The organism is Streptomyces sp. NPDC008163, from assembly GCF_042956885.1.
GTDB classification, from domain to species: domain Bacteria; phylum Actinomycetota; class Actinomycetes; order Streptomycetales; family Streptomycetaceae; genus Streptomyces; species Streptomyces drozdowiczii_A.
Genome location: NZ_JBIBHG010000017.1, coordinates 1 through 15,233 on the forward strand (window position 1 = coordinate 1; position 15,233 = coordinate 15,233).

Consider the following 15,233-nt stretch of genomic DNA (forward strand, 5'->3'; position numbering starts at 1 on the left):
CCTCCACACCTACAACCACCACCGAAGCCACACCGCACTGAACGGCAAGCCACCCATCAGCCGGATTAACAACGCTGCGGGTCAATACACCTAGGGGGTGTCTTGTCGATCAGGGCCGCCCCGGCCGGGGCGGCCCCGTCGCGGCTACACGTCGAGCTGGTCCGCGACCGCTCTCAGCAGACCGGCGATCTTGGCGCCCGCCGCCTTGTCGGGGTAGCGGCCGCGCTCCAGCATCGGGGTGATGTTCTCCAGGACGGTCGTCAGGTCCTGGACGATCGACGCCAGCTCGTCCGGCTTGCGGCGCTGGGCGGCCGCGACGGACGGGGTCGGATCGAGGATCGACACGGAGAGCGCCTGGTCACCGCGCTGCCCGGCGACCACGCCGAACTCGACGCGCTGACCGGGCTTGAGAGCGTCGACCCCGGCCGGGAGCACGGACGAGTGCACGAAGACGTCGCTGCCGTCGTCGCGGGAGAGGAAGCCGAAGCCCTTCTCGCTGTTGAACCACTTGACCTTGCCAGTCGGCAAAGCACGCACCCCATCTCAACCCGTATGCCGGAACGAATGCCCTCAGCAGGTCAGGCCGTCCTGTGGTCGTGCTCCCCTGCTGGCTGAAGCCTCCACAGGGGAAGTACCCCTCGTCAAGCCTGGTCATCCGGACCGTGTCCGGAAACGGCACCTGCTTCACCCGGCCACGGTCCCGCGGCGTCCGGGAACTACCCTGACGGGGTGAGTACCTCATCTTCCGGCGCGGGCGACCGGCTGGTCCGGATCGGCGCGATCGTCTTCTTCATCGGCGCCCTCTCCACCCTCGCCACCATGGCCCCCCTCTTCCTCGGCACGCACCCGCTGCCGTCCATCGCCTGGTCCCTCTGCATGCTGATGGGCGTCGGCTTCCTGATCGCCGCGGCAGGCGTCATCCGCTCGGCACGGGCGGGGTCGCGGGCAGAGCGGTAGCACCGAGCCCCGCCGGCCGGTCTTTGGCCAGAAATGCGTTGCACTTGCAACGATTTCCTTGGTAGAGATGAAGTTCTTACCGAGCGGGGCCGGGGGGCGCCATGACGGGATGGGACATTGATCCGGGCGGGGTGGAGTCGATCCTGTCCCTGGTCGGGCTTGCCGCCAAAGACCTGAGCAAAGACGTCCGGGGCTACGGCAGGAGCGTCGAGGACGCGGCGGTGTCCGCGGGGACGATCAGCGGGCCCTACTGCGGTGAGGCGCCGTCGGGGCCGGTGGGCGCCGCCGTCGTCAACTTCGTTGCCGACACGCAGCACAAGATCACGTTCATGGCGGCCCGCGCCAAGAAGTCGATGGACGGCACGGTCAAGGCGACCACCGAGTACATCGAGGGTGACCTCGCCATGGCGGCCCGGGCCCAGCGCGAGGCCGCCAAGGCCCCGACTCCCGCGGAGCTGAGAGCGGCCGGCAAGCCGTCCGGCGAGCGGGACGGGAAGTAGCCGCCGTGATCCAGCCCGGCGGCATCCCGCAGTACACCGGTGACTTCGCCCAGTTGGAGAAGGCCGCGTCCAGTCTCCGTACGCACGCCGTCGGCATCCGGGCCAGCGGGAAGGACGTCCATTCCCGCTTCCAGGCGACGGCCGGTTACTACAAGGCGCCCGAGGCCGACCGGCTCTTCTCCTCGACCCAGCCGGTGATGGACACGGCGGAAGAGTTCGCCACGGACATCGAGTCGCTGGCGGACGCCCTGGACACGTTCATCCACGAGGCGAAGCCGCACGCGGACCGGCTCAGACAGCTGAAGCTGGACGCGATCGACTTCGTCCACGGCGTCGAGGGCGACGACTGGACCGAGGACCAGAGGAAGCTCGACGAGCACCAGGCCCTCATGGACGACGTGGCCGCGGCGCAGGACGGCTTCCACGAGGCCGAACGCAAAGCCGCGAACGCGATCGAGACGATCAGCCCGGCCATGTCCAGACCCCGCTGGACCGCCGACGACGGCTCCCACGGACCCCGCACGTACGGCCCGTCCGAGGACCTGCTCGCGGGGATGAAGAACCTGCCGTGGGGAAGCCCCGAGGAACGTACGTACGAGCGTTGGAGCCTCGGCTGGTGGGGCCACGGAGCCAAGAGCTGGGCCTGGGACGGCCTGGCCAAGGACAGCATCTGGGGCGGCATCGACGGCCTGGGCACGCTGGTGGGCTTCCACGGGAAGAAGGACCGCGACGCGGCATGGGACGGCTTACGCCGGACAGCCGTCGGCGGGTACGCGTACGGCATGGACGCCCTGGGCCAGGGCGAGCACCTGTCGGACTGGCAGCGGGAGAGCGAGTCGTACGCGAAGGAGTTCGCCAAGCAGCTCGTCGCGTACGACGTCACCCCGGAAGATCCCGCCCGCGGCCACGCCATCGTCTCGTTCAACCTCCTCACCCTCTTCGCGGGTCCGCTGGGAGTCGCCGCCAAGCTCGGCAAGGGCGGAACATTCGCGAAAACGGCAGGCACCGTGGCCCGGATCGGCGACGCCCTGGACCCGCTCGGCGGCGCGTTCAAGGCGGCCAAGGCCCTGTCGGACCTGCCCAAGGTCTCCCAGGTGCTCGCCAACGTCAGCGACCACCTCCGCATCCCGGCCTCACGGTTCCCCGACGGCGCCCTGGACCTGGACCACCGCTACCGCATCGACAAGGACGGCAACTTCGTCCCCCTCGACCGCGAGGGCAACCCCCACCCGGAACCGGCGAGACACGAGCCCGCGGCGGACCGGAGGGGCGGGGTCGAACGGCACCCGGTCGGCGTTGGCGCACAGGCGGAGGGCCCCGCGGCACATGTGCACGAGAACGCGGCCCCGCACCCCGCAGGCGAGGGACATCATGGCGTGCACCGCGATGACGCGGTGCACGGACGGGGGGACGCACCCGAGGGCGGGAGCGGAGACGGTGGCACCGGCCACGCCTCCGACGGTGCTGCGGGAGGTTCCGGCGGAAGCGTCCCCGATGCACCCCACGGCCCCGCACCCGAGAGCGGTCCCCTCGTCCGCGGCAGCGAAACGGAACAACGCATCCGCGACGCCGTGCAGAGCGTTCCGGGAAGGAAACGCCCCAAGCCGAATGTGCTGGAACGGGTCCTGGAGCGGCTTGCTTCGGAACCGGACGGGCAGCGCGTCGCCGACATCATCGCTTCGGGCCGCTTCAATCAGGCCGACGAGTACGGCCAGGTCGTCTCCGCTCTGGGAGCGAACAAGGCTCACATGTTCCAGCCGTCCGCCGACCAATTGATCTTCGCGGACAAGCTGGTGGAGAGCGGTGTCCCGGCGCACGCCATCGACTTCGAACAGAAGGTGCCGGTCGGTGCCGACGTGGACATCCGCATCAGGGACGAGTCCGGCGATGTGTACGCGTACCAAATGAAGCACCTCAACGATCCGCAGGACCCGGTCGGAGAGATAACACGAGGCAAGTACTTGTTGCAGTTGGCCATCGCCGACGCCGACCACTCCGTGATGCTCGTGGACGGGGGGCGGGGAACCGTGCGGGACTGGATGACCAACGGCTCCTACGATGAGCTCCTGGCCATCCACAGCGGCGCGCGAGGACGAAAGGGCACCGGCATCACGTTCGTCATCCGCTTGGAGGACGGCAACCTGGTCATTCCGCCGGGCAGTCGCACCGACCCCAAGGACATGTTGTGATCACCTCGACTCCTGTCGGCGAGTGGGTGTGGGAACTCTCCACGAACAGTGACGGATTCCGGCCCGGCGATGCCGCACGGACCGCGGCGGGGATGTGGGACCGGCTGGCGGACGGGGACCTCGCCGCATCGGGCGGGACGGCTGCTCTGCGGGTCTCCGACCGCAACAACACGCGGGACGTCCGCATGGAACGGAACGGTCTGGGCCTCGGAGCGCCGCCCTGGGCACCGGATTCGCCCTTCGCCCGGGCGGTGCGGGAGGCAGAAGCTCTGGAAGGGGACCTCGTCGTCGTCATACGTATCGACTGCCCCGGCACGTGGCTGGAGCCCGGGGGCCCTTACCGCGCCGAGAAGCTGTTCGCCGTCCAGGTCGAGGTGTGGGGCGGCACCCTGCTGGCCGCAACGCTGGAGACGTACTCCGATGCCTGGCTCACGATGGACACCCGCGGCAGGGAGCAGCCCGAGGTGTACGCGCTGAACGCACCCCGGCTCGCCGCCGCGCTCGACGGCATCTCGGCGCTGCTGGGCGGCCCGCCCGAGCCGGGTGAGGAGAATCGGTACGCGGCACCGAGCACGACCGGATTCAGGGACGTACGGGCCGAAGGTCCCGCCTACGACGACGCCTGGGGAACCTTCGAGACGCTCGACCGCACACGGCTGCTCGACTCCCGTCTGCCGGGGGCCGGGGACGACTACGAGCAGATCGCCGACGGCCCGGTCCGGTACCTCGCGGTTCGGCGGGACGACCGGACGCTGGGGTTCGTCTGGGCGGCCGTCGACGATTCCGCCGCCGGGTACGTGCCGCGTACCGCAGCGGGTGACGAGGCGTTCGACGCCGGAGCGGCCTGGGTCACGGCCCTCAGGGAAGCCCGACGAGGCGGACTCACCCCGCTCGCGGCACTGCGGGACGCGGCCCGGCGCCCCGTACCGCCGGAAGCCGGCGTCATCGCCCGGGGAGGTCCCGTGGAAGCGCCTTCCCTGGACGCCTTGGAGGAGCTGTCCGGCCGGTACTGACCGCATCGCGCGCCATCGCCCTCCTCAAAGGACGGAGAGCAGCATGACCCAGGACGTCATCGCCCTCACTCCCCGGATGCCCGACCCGAAGGCGCTGCTGGCCGGGTTGCACGCGGGCGGCCCCGATCTGCGGGTGGACGAGGCGGGGGGCGGGGCCGTCGTGCGACTGTGCGCGGACTCCGGGCAGACGCTGGTGTCGCTCGAAGCACCCCGGTATCTCCAAGTGCCGGGCGAGGTACAGAGGTTGCTCGGCAAGGACGTCATGGACGAGTCGCCCGTGTGGTGGACGGAGGTGCGGGCGTCCAGTGCGGCAGCGGAGCCCGCGCGGCTCGCGGAGTCCGTCGCGGGGCGGCTGGCAGCTGTGCTCGGGGGCGCCGTCTGGCCGCCCGGGGCCGGTCGCACCGAGGTGGTCCCCGCCCTCGCGGGGCTCAGCGGTGATACGGCGCCCCCAGGCGTCGACGTGCTCACCGCGAGAGCGGCCGTCGTCATCCAGGGACGCCCCGTCGTGGCCGCGACCACGTGGCTGACCGACGTCGCCCGTAACGCCGTACGTACCGGGCGGGAGCTGCAACTCGTCACGCCGCCGGACACCCGGCTCACCTTCCCCCTCCACACCCTGCTCGACGGGGTGCCGTCGCGCTGGGTCGTCCGGGATCCGGAGTGCGGATACTACGACGGCCTTTCCGGGACCGTACTCGGCTGGCACGACGGGCGCTTCGCACCCGCCACCACGGACGACGGGGCGCCCCGGATCGCGGAGGCGTTCCGGCGGCCTGCCGGGGCCGAGGGGGAGCGGCAGCTGATCCTCTCTTTTCGCACGATTCATCCGGCCGACGATTACCTCACCCTCGGCGGCGCCCCGGAGCTGGCCTGGCGCGTGCTCACGGGTGCGCCGCCCGCCGGATGGTCCACCGCTGAGCCAGTCAATGTGCCCTGGTCGCCTCGCCAGTTGACCGAACTGGCCCGCGGGCGCGCCCAGCGGTCCCTGCCTACCTGGGTGGTCGCCGTCGGCGATTCCGACCGCCCCTCGATCGCCACCGTGCGGGTGTCGCACACCGCTGCCGGCGTCGAGGAACGCACGACGATCGCCCTCGGCTACGGGTCCGGCAACGACGTGCCGCTGGATCTGGTGCCAGAACTCGCGGCGTCCCTGGCCACGGATCACGGTCTCGCGACCATGCTCGTCCAACTGCGCTTCGCCCGGGCCGACCTGAGCACTCCGGCCCGTCACCAGCCGCCTTCGGCTCCCCTCTCCTTCACACTGGGGCCCGATGCCGTCGCCGGTCTCGACCTCACCGGCGTGTCCCTCGCCGACACCGTGCCGGTGCGCCTCGGACCGGCCGCCGGACCGGGACTGCACTACATGCTGGGTGACGGCGACGCCCCGTCCCGCTGGGAACGGCTGCGCGAAATCCAAGTGCAGATGGGCCGCCTCATACGGACCACCGATTCGGGCTCGCACATGGGCTTGTGACGGGGTGTCGGTGCCGCGCTTCGCTGCCGAGGGCATGTGGTCCGCTGCCAGGGGGCCGCTCATGACCCACCTCTTGTCGGTCATCACCCCCGCCCACCGGTCCGGCCTCGCGTATCTGCGGGAGACGTACGACTCGCGTGCCCAGTGCGGCACCGGGAGCTGTTCGTGGCGCGTCAGCGCGGGCCGTGCTCCGTGTACGCGGCCAGCCAGGCGGGGAGTTCGGTGAGCGAGGCGAGGACGGTGTGCGCTCCCGCCGTACGCAGTTCCTCCGCGTCGCAGGGGCCCGTCGCGACGCCCACGGGGACGGCGTTCGCGGCCTGGGCGCCGCGGATGTCGCCGATGTGGTCGCCGACGTAGACCGTGGCGCCGTGCTCCTTCAGCGCGACCGCCTTCTGCTCCGCCCAGAGGTTGCCCACGATGACGTCCGGCTCGATGCCGAGGTGGGTCAGGTGCAGCTTGGCGTTCGGCTCGTACTTGGCGGTGACGACCATCGTGCGGCCGCCACGCTCCCGTATCGCCTCGATCGCCTCCCGGGCGCCCGGCATCGCGAGGGTCCGCTCGATGGCGTACGTGGGGTACATCGCCCGGTACCGGTTCGCGACGGCGGGGACGTCGGCGGCGGGGAACCAGTTCGCGAGCTCGTCCTCCAGCGGGGGGCCGAGGCGGCTCACCACGAGGTCCGTGTCGATCGGGGTGCCCGTCTCGGCGACGAGGGCGTCGTAGACGGCCTTGATGCCGGGGCGGGAGTCGATGAGCGTCATGTCCAGGTCGAAGCCGACCGTGAGGGGTGAGGGGGTCATGCCGTCCATTGTGCCGGGCCGGCCTTCGGCCGGGGGGTGGGGTTTCGGGCGCCCCCCTTGCGATGGTGTCCGTGTGCCCCGGGGGGCCGGGCGCGGGGTTCCGTCCTCGAACGCCGGACGGGCCTGAGGGGGCGTGGCCCCTCTCCTCTACCTTCGCCTCGCCCTCCACAGCAGGAACAGCGCCGACGCCACCGCCGCCGCGCGTACGGTGACCGGCCATACGTCGCCCAGGGCGTCCTTCATGCCGTGTTCCGGGATGGGGGTGCCCCAGCGGCCGTCCATGCGGCCCCAGAGCCAGACCAGGGCGGCCGCCGCGACCGCGCCGGGCAGGCCCATCGCGGCCCACTTCGCTTCCGCGCGGGACAGTTTGCGGGAGCTGTACGCGAGCAGCCAGCCGCCTGCCAGGGCCAGCAGGGAGCCCATCACCGCGCCCACCACGAGGAGCGCCGCCGCCAGCAGCAGGACGGGGTGGCCGAAGCCCCGGCGGGGGGTCGCCTCGGGGGGTGCCGGGACCGGGCGGGCGCGGCGGAGGCGGCGGCGCGGCTTCTCCGGAGGTGCCTCGGCCTCCGGCTCCTCCTCCTCTTCCGGGGCGTCGGCCTCCGGCTCCTCCTCCGGCTCCGGCGGCAGCAGCAGCGCCGGGATCTCGACGCCGCCCCGGAACCCCGGCACCTCCGTCCCCGGCCCGAACTCCCCGAACGCACCGGGCCCGGTCTCACCGAACGGGCCGGGTTCGTCCTGCCACCAGTCGCCGCCCTCGGCGTCGGCGTCCGGGCCGAGCTCGTCCATGCCCGACCGGTGCGGGGCGGAGGCGTCCGGGTCCGCCTGGGACGGGACGGGGGCCCCCGGGGCCCCGGAGTCCGGGACCGCCCGGCGCCGGGAGAAGGCCCCCTTGCCCGCCCGGCGCGGGGCCGACGCGTCTGCGCCCGCCCCACGCGGCCCTCCGTCGGGGAGACTCGCGCGGCGCGGTTCAGGGATTTCCGGGGGGTCCGGCGGCTCCGACACCCCCGTCCTCGCCGCTGCCGCCACCAGTTCGTCCGGGGTGCCGAGGGTGCCGATGATGCGGCGGACCTGACCGGGGGTGTGGGCCCGCTGGGCCTCGCGGCGGCGGTCGATCTCCGTACGGAGCTCCGCGACGAGGCGCATTCGGGCGCCCGACGGCAACTGTTGCTGCTGGGCCAGGTCTCCGACCCGGCTCAGGTAGTCGTAGACGAGCTGGTCGCTCTCGATCCCCACGCGTCGCTTCCCCTCGGTTCCCCGCCACGGCCTGCACCGACGGTAGCGCCCTCAGGGCTGTCCGGAGCGGCTACCGTGGGACGGATGGGGACGACCACACCACCGCGGACGCTCGCCGAGGCGCTGCGCGCCCGGGACGACGAGTCACTGGCCGGGCTGCTGCGGGCGCGGCCCGATCTCCTCTCCCCCGTGCCGGGCGACATCACGCAGCTCGCCACGCGCGCGGGCACCCGCGCGTCCGTCGTACGCGCCCTGGAACGCCTGGACCGGTTCGCCCTCCAGGCCGCCGAGGCGCTCGCGGTCGCGCCCGACCCGGCACCGTACGGGACGCTGCTCGGGCTGCTGACCGGCGACGGGCAGGACGACGGCGAGCAGCGCGACGACGTGGGCGCCGCGATCGTCGCGGCGCTGCCCGGCGCGCTCGGGACCCTGCGCGAGCAGGCGCTCGTGTGGGGCGACGACGACCGGCTCCGGCTCGTCCGCACGGCGCGGGAGCTGCTGTCGCCGTCGCCGCAGCACCCCTCCCCCACCGGCCTCGGGCCGACCGTCGCCGAGGCCACCGCCGGGATGTCGCCCGGCCGGCTCCAGGAGATCCTGGCCGCCGCCGGGCTGCCCGCCACGCACGACCCGGTGTCCGCGGTGGCGGCCCTGACCGGACTCTTCACCGACCGGGCCCGGATGGGCGGGCTGCTGGACACCGCGCCCATGGAAGCCCTGGCGGTGCTCGACCGGCTCGTGTGGGGGCCGCCGTACGGGGAGGTCACGCCGAATCCCGCGCCGCCCGTGAAGTGGCTGCGCGACCGGGGGCTGCTGCTGCCCGTCTCGACCAGGACCGTCGTGCTGCCCCGCGAGGCGGCGCTGCATCTGCGGGCCGGGCGCGCCCACCGGACGCCGGAGCCCCGGCCGCCGGTCGTGACCGCCGTCGCCGAACGCGATCCACAGGCTGTGGACAGCGCGGCGGCCGGCCAGGCGTTCCTGGCGGTGACGACCGTCGAGGAGCTGCTGAAGCACTGGAACGGCGGCGGCCCGGCCGTCCTGCGCGCGGGCGGCCTGAGCGTCCGGGAGCTGCGGAAGACGGCGGCGGCGCTGGACGTCCAGGAGCCGGTCGCCGCGTTCTGGGTGGAGCTCGCCCACGCGGCCGGGCTGCTGGCCTCCGACGGCGAGGCGGACGAGCGGTACGCGCCGACGCCGGCGTCCGACGAGTGGCTGGAGCTGCCCGCGCAGGAGCGCTGGGTCTCCCTCGCGACGGCCTGGCTGACCGCCACCCGGACCTCCGGGCTGGTCGGCGGCCAGGACGCGAAGGGGCGGGCGCTGTCCGCGCTCGGCCCCGACCTGGACCGTTCCGCCGCGCCCGAGGTACGCCACCGGGTCCTCGCCCTGCTCGACGCGCTGCCGGCGGGCACCGCGCCCGACCCCGAATCCGTGCTCGCCCGGCTCCGCTGGGAGCGGCCGCTGCGCGGGGCCGCCGCCACCGAGGGGACCACGGATCTGCGGTCCCGGATCGCCCTGTGGACGCTGAACGAGTCGGAGCTGCTGGGCATCACCGGGCGCGGCGCGCTCGCCAGCCAGACCCGCGCCCTGCTCACCGAGGGGCCCGCGAAGGCCGCCGGGATGCTCGCCCCGCTGCTGCCGGAGCCGCTGGACCACGTCCTGCTCCAGGCGGACCTGACGGCCGTCGCGCCCGGTCCGCTGGAACGCCCGCTGGCCGACATGCTCGGCACGCTCGCGGACGTCGAGTCCAAGGGCGGGGCGACGGTGTACCGCTTCACGCCCGGGTCCGTCCGCCGGGCCCTGGACGCCGGGCAGACCGCCGCCGACCTGCACTCCTTCCTCGCCACGCACAGCCGTACGCCGGTGCCGCAGCCGCTGAGCTATCTCATCGACGACGTGGCCCGCCGCCACGGGCACCTCCGGATCGGTGCCGCGTCCTCGTACGTACGCTGCGACGACGAGACCGTGCTCGGCGAGATCCTGGCCGACAAGCGGTCCGCCGCGCTGCGGCTGCGCCGGATCGCCCCGACGGTGCTGGCGGCGCGGGCCGATCCGGCGTCCCTGCTCGACGGCCTGCGCGAGATGGGGTACGCGCCCGCCGCGGAGTCCGCCGACGGCGACGTCCTGATCACCCGGGCGGGCGCCCACCGCACCCCGCCCCGGTCCGCCCCGGCCCCCGTCCCCGAGGGCCCGCCCGTGCCGGACACCACGCTGCTCGGCGCGGCGGTCCGGGCGATCCGGGCCGGGGACGACGCGGCGACGGTGGTCAAGGCCCAGCCGGACACCGGCCCCGCCGCCCCGCCCGGCGCCCTCCCGCGCACCACCGCGGCGGAGACCCTGGTCACCGTCCAGGCCGCCGCGATGACCGGCTCCGCGGTGTGGATCGGCTACGTGAACGCGGAGGGCGCCGCGAGCCAGCGCGTGATCGCCCCGGTCCGCGTGGAGGGCGGCTACGTCACGGCGTACGACCACACGGCGGACGAGATCCGCACGTACCCGCTGCACCGCATCACGGGCGTGGCGGAACTGGCGGAGTAGGCCGCCCGTTTCGCCCTGCCCGGGCCGCGCGCCCTGCGGGCCGCCCGCGCACACATCCCAGCTGCGGGCCGCCCGCGCACATCCAGCCCGTCCGGCGCTTGAGGACGGAACCCTCGCCCCGGACCGGGGCAACCGCGCAAGGCCCCCCGTCCGTACCGGGCCAACGACACACCGCCCCCACATACGGCACACTGGAGGTTTCCCCCGAGCCGGAAGGGCCAACGCGCGTGAGCGGACCCCTCATCGTCCAGAGCGACAAAACGCTCCTCCTCGAAGTCGACCACGAGCAGGCCGACGCCTGCCGTCGGGCCATCGCGCCGTTCGCCGAGCTGGAGCGGGCGCCCGAGCACATCCACACGTACCGGCTGACCCCGCTCGGGCTGTGGAACGCCCGCGCGGCCGGGCACGACGCCGAGCAGGTCGTGGACGCGCTCGTGACGTACTCCCGCTACCCCGTACCGCACGCGCTGCTCGTCGACATCGCCGAGACGATGGACCGCTACGGCCGTCTCACCCTCTCCAAGCACCCCGTGCACGGGCTCGTCCTGACGACGACGGACCGGCCGGTCCTGGAGGAGATCCTGCGGTCGAAGAAGGTCCAGCCCCTGGTCGGGGCGAGGATCGACCCGGACACCGTCGCCGTGCACCCCTCCGAGCGCGGCCAGGTCAAGCAGACGCTGCTCAAGCTCGGCTGGCCCGCCGAGGACCTCGCCGGTTACGTGGACGGCGAGGCGCACGCCATCGAGCTGGACGAGAACGGCTGGGCGCTGCGCCCGTACCAGCAGCAGGCCGTCGACGGCTTCTGGCACGGCGGCTCCGGCGTCGTCGTGCTCCCCTGCGGCGCCGGCAAGACACTCGTCGGCGCGGGCGCGATGGCACAGGCCAAGGCGACGACGCTGATCCTCGTGACGAACACCGTCTCCGCCCGCCAGTGGAAGCACGAGCTGGTGAAGCGGACCTCGCTGACCGAGGACGAGATCGGCGAGTACAGCGGGACCCGCAAGGAGATCCGGCCGGTCACGATCGCCACCTACCAGGTGCTGACCACCCGCCGGAAGGGCGTCTACCCGCACCTGGAGCTCTTCGACTCGCGCGACTGGGGCCTCGTGATCTACGACGAGGTGCACCTGCTCCCCGCCCCCGTCTTCAAGTTCACCGCCGATCTCCAGGCCCGCCGCCGCCTCGGCCTGACCGCGACCCTGGTCCGCGAGGACGGCCGCGAGTCGGACGTGTTCTCGCTCATCGGCCCCAAGCGGTTCGACGCGCCGTGGAAGGAGATCGAGGCGCAGGGCTACATCGCCCCGGCGGACTGCGTCGAGGTCCGGGTCAATCTCACGGACTCCGAGCGGCTGGCGTACGCGACCGCAGAGGCCGAGGAGAAGTACCGGTTCTGCGCGACCACCGCGACGAAGCGGAAGGTCACCGAGGCCCTGGTGCGCAAGCACAAGGGCGAGCAGACCCTGGTCATCGGGCAGTACATCGACCAGCTGGACGAGCTGGGCGAGCATCTCGACGCCCCGGTGATCAAGGGCGAGACGAGCAACGCACAGCGCGAGAAGCTGTTCGACGCGTTCCGGCAGGGCGAGCTGAACGTGCTCGTGGTGTCGAAGGTGGCGAACTTCTCCATCGACCTGCCCGAGGCGACGGTCGCCATCCAGGTGTCGGGGACCTTCGGTTCGCGCCAGGAGGAGGCGCAGCGCCTGGGCCGGGTGCTCCGCCCGAAGGCCGACGGGCACGAGGCGCGGTTCTACTCGGTCGTCGCGCGCGACACGATCGACCAGGACTTCGCGGCGCACCGCCAGCGGTTCCTGGCCGAGCAGGGCTACGCGTACCGCATCGTCGACGCGGACGAGCTGCTGTCGGAGAGCTGAGGAACGGGCACGGGTGCGGCGGTCAGCGCCGCCGCACCCCCGCCTCCTCCGCGTACTCGCCGAGGACGACGACGCCGAAGGCCGCCTGTGCGAACACCTTCACGGCGCGCAGGGCACCGGAGGCGCGGTTGTGGGGGTGACCGGGGGCCGCCGTGGCCCCGGTCCTTCTCGGGTCAAGGGTGCCGGTACTCATGTATCCATGGTGCTCCGGACGGGTACGCCGTGGCGTCGCCCCGCAGACGGAAGCGCGCCGCCCCGCGCGTACGTCTCCGGTCGCACGGCACCCCCTACGGGAGGACGGCGTCACCTGGGGGACCGACGACCCTCGGAGCCGTAAAAATCGGAGCCGTGAAAATCGGAGCCGTGAAAAGCATTCGCGCCCACCCCCCGCCCCCCGGTACACTCCCCGGTCTGCCCGCCTCCCGCACCGTGGTACCGGCGGCCCCCGAGGGGCCCTGCCGGCAGCCGGGGGAGCGCCGCCGACCGGACGGAAACCGGCCGACAACCGTACGCACGATCGATCCCCGAGCGGACCGCCCACCCCCCGAGGGTGAGACGCGGTCCGCCGTCCTGCGTTGAATGCCGGAGGCAACACCGTGCCCGCGCACGAATTCGAGAGCGACACCACCACCGACCCCCTCGCCCATGAGCGCGCCCATCTCGCGGCGTCCCGCGCCGCGCTGCGCGCCATGCGGGCGGACGCCCAGTCCCTGGACATCCGCGACGTCACCGCGAACTGGGTGAACGCGGCGGTGCTCCAGGCGCAGATCGACGAGCGGATCAAGTCGCTCGCGGACCTGGCCCACACCCCGCTGTTCTTCGGGCGCCTGGACTATCTGCACGTCGTCGGGGCGGAGGAGGCGGAGGGCGCGGAGGGCGAGCAGTTCTACATCGGGCGCCGCCATGTGCACGACGCCGTGGGCGACCCGATGGTGATCGACTGGCGCGCCCCGGTCTCCCAGCCGTTCTACCGCGCCTCCCGCAAGGACCCGCTGGACGTCGGCCGCAGGCGCCGCTTCGGTTACACCGGCGGCGACCTCACCGCGTACGAGGACGAGCACCTGACCGACCCGGCCGAGGCCGAGCAGACCAGCCAGCTGCTCCAGGCGGAGATCGAGCGCCCCCGCGTCGGCCCCATGCGGGACATCGTCGCGACGATCCAGCCGGAGCAGGACGAGATCGTCCGCAGCGAGCTGGGCGGCACGGTCTGCGTGCAGGGCGGCCCCGGCACCGGGAAGACCGCCGTGGGCCTGCACCGGGTGGCGTATCTGCTGTACGCGCACCGCGAGCGCCTGGCCCGCACCGGCACCCTGGTCGTCGGCCCGAACCGGTCCTTCCTGCACTACATCGAGCAGGTGCTCCCGGCCCTCGGCGAGCTGGAGGTCAAGCAGGCGACCGTCGAGGACCTGGTCACCGCGCAGATCGAGGTCCGGGGCGCGGACGAGGCGACGGCCGCCGTCGTGAAGGGCGACGCCCGCATGGCGGAGGTGCTGCGGCGCGCGCTGCGCTCGCATGTCACGCTGCCGACCGAGCCGGTGATGGTGGTGCGCGGCTCGCGGCGCTGGCGCGTACCGGCGTACGAGATCGAGGAGATGGTGCGGGAGCTGCTGGCCCGGGACATGCGCTACGGCGCCGCGCACGAGGCGCTGCCCCAGCGCATCGCGCACGCGGTCCTGGTGCGGATGGAGCAGTCCGGCGAGGCGCCCGACGACCGGGTGCAGAATTCGGTGGCCCGCAACCCCGCGGTGAAGGCGGCCGTCAAGGCGATCTGGCCCGCCGTGGACCCGGCGAAGCTGGTCCTGCGGCTGCTGTCCGACGCGGAGTTCCTGGCGGAGCACGCGGACGGGCTGCTCTCCGAGGACGAGCAGAAGGCCATCCTGTGGATCAAGCCCGCCCGCAGCGTGAAGACCGCCAAGTGGTCGGCGGCGGACGCGGTGCTGATCGACGAGGCGGCCGACCTGGTGTCGCGTACGCACTCGCTCGGCCATGTCGTGATCGATGAGGCGCAGGACCTCTCCCCCATGCAGTACCGCGCGGTCGGCCGCCGCTGCTCGACCGGTTCGGCGACCGTCCTCGGCGACCTGGCGCAGGGCACGACGCCCTGGTCGACGCAGAGTTGGGAGCAGGCGCTGCACCACCTGGGCAAGGCGGACGCGCTGGTGGAGGAGCTGACGGCCGGCTTCCGCGTGCCGCGCGACGTGATCGCGTACGCCTCCCGGCTGCTCCCGGTGATCTCGCCGGGGCTGACGCCGGTGGAGTCGGTGCGTGAGTCGCCCGGCTCGCTGGCGGTACGGGAAGTGGGCTCCGATGGCCTGGACGCGGCGGTGGTCGCGGCCTGCGAGGAGTCGCTGGCGCACGAGGGGTCCATCGGCCTGATCGCCGCCGATGCCCGCATCCCCGCGCTGGCCGACGCGCTGACGGCGGCCGGGCACGCGTACCTCTCCCCCGGCCAGGAGACGACCGCCGAGTCCCGGCTGACCCTGGTCCCGGCGTCGCTGGCGAAGGGTCTGGAGTACGACTACGTGGTGCTGGACGAACCGGCCGCCGTGGTCGACGGCGAACCGGACGAACGCACGGGCCTGCGCCGCCTGTACGTGGCGCTGACCCGTGCGGTCTCCGGACTGACGGTGCTTCACTCGGCGTCGCTGCCGGAGGAGTTGGTCTGAC

The 15,233-nt window shown here is 73.0% G+C and carries 12 protein-coding genes; 8 read left to right on the forward strand and 4 right to left on the reverse strand.

What is annotated here, in order from left to right; translation table 11 throughout:
• Positions 1–144: 144 nt before the first annotated feature.
• Entirely contained in the window at positions 145–528 is a 384-nt protein-coding gene (locus tag ACFZAT_RS30150) for a cold-shock protein (RefSeq protein ID WP_018101528.1), read from the reverse strand.
• A 201-nt stretch (positions 529–729) separates the two neighbouring features.
• On the opposite strand from ACFZAT_RS30150, the gene ACFZAT_RS30155 reads away from it, so the two are divergent.
• The 5 genes from ACFZAT_RS30155 (at position 730) to ACFZAT_RS30175 (ending at position 6,133) form a co-directional block, all read left to right on the forward strand.
• Complete coding sequence (locus ACFZAT_RS30155) at positions 730–957, forward strand: hypothetical protein (RefSeq protein WP_391268677.1); 228 nt, start codon at positions 730–732, stop codon at positions 955–957.
• Between the two features lie 101 nt (positions 958–1,058).
• Entirely contained in the window at positions 1,059–1,457 is a 399-nt protein-coding gene (locus tag ACFZAT_RS30160; protein WP_391268678.1) for a DUF6507 family protein, read from the forward strand.
• Positions 1,458–1,462: 5 nt separating this feature from the next.
• Entirely contained in the window at positions 1,463–3,646 is a 2,184-nt protein-coding gene (locus ACFZAT_RS30165; protein WP_391268679.1) for a hypothetical protein, read from the forward strand.
• Entirely contained in the window at positions 3,643–4,659 is a 1,017-nt protein-coding gene (locus tag ACFZAT_RS30170) for a hypothetical protein (RefSeq protein WP_391268680.1), read from the forward strand. Before ACFZAT_RS30165 ends, ACFZAT_RS30170 begins: the two co-directional genes overlap by 4 nt.
• Positions 4,660–4,702: 43 nt before the next feature.
• Complete coding sequence (locus tag ACFZAT_RS30175) at positions 4,703–6,133, forward strand: DUF6177 family protein (protein ID WP_391268681.1); 1,431 nt, start codon at positions 4,703–4,705, stop codon at positions 6,131–6,133.
• Between the two features lie 173 nt (positions 6,134–6,306).
• Here ACFZAT_RS30175 and ACFZAT_RS30180 read toward each other — a convergent pair whose 3' ends face one another.
• Complete coding sequence (locus ACFZAT_RS30180) at positions 6,307–6,933, reverse strand: HAD hydrolase-like protein (RefSeq protein WP_391268682.1); 627 nt, start codon at positions 6,931–6,933, stop codon at positions 6,307–6,309.
• Between the two features lie 147 nt (positions 6,934–7,080).
• The gene (locus tag ACFZAT_RS30185) at positions 7,081–8,166 is read right to left on the reverse strand and encodes a hypothetical protein (RefSeq protein WP_391268683.1); all 1,086 of its coding nucleotides are present in this window, start codon (positions 8,164–8,166) and stop codon (positions 7,081–7,083) included.
• Between the two features lie 84 nt (positions 8,167–8,250).
• Between ACFZAT_RS30185 and ACFZAT_RS30190 the strand changes: the two genes are divergently transcribed.
• Together ACFZAT_RS30190 and ACFZAT_RS30195 are read left to right on the forward strand one after the other, a co-directional pair.
• Positions 8,251–10,695 carry a helicase-associated domain-containing protein gene (locus ACFZAT_RS30190; protein WP_391268684.1) on the forward strand — a complete coding sequence of 815 codons (2,445 nt, stop codon included), beginning with the start codon at positions 8,251–8,253 and terminating at the stop codon, positions 10,693–10,695.
• A 227-nt stretch (positions 10,696–10,922) separates the two neighbouring features.
• A complete protein-coding gene (locus ACFZAT_RS30195) occupies positions 10,923–12,566 on the forward strand; it encodes a DNA repair helicase XPB (RefSeq protein ID WP_391268685.1) in 1,644 nt (547 codons plus the stop codon).
• A 22-nt stretch (positions 12,567–12,588) separates the two neighbouring features.
• Here ACFZAT_RS30195 and ACFZAT_RS30200 read toward each other — a convergent pair whose 3' ends face one another.
• A complete protein-coding gene (locus tag ACFZAT_RS30200; protein ID WP_391268686.1) occupies positions 12,589–12,759 on the reverse strand; it encodes a hypothetical protein in 171 nt (56 codons plus the stop codon).
• A gap of 403 nt (positions 12,760–13,162) precedes the next feature.
• Between ACFZAT_RS30200 and ACFZAT_RS30205 the strand changes: the two genes are divergently transcribed.
• Positions 13,163–15,232: a UvrD-helicase domain-containing protein gene (locus tag ACFZAT_RS30205; RefSeq protein WP_391268687.1), complete on the forward strand. Its 2,070-nt coding sequence runs from the start codon at positions 13,163–13,165 to the stop codon at positions 15,230–15,232.
• The last annotated feature ends 1 nt before the right edge of the window (position 15,233 follow it).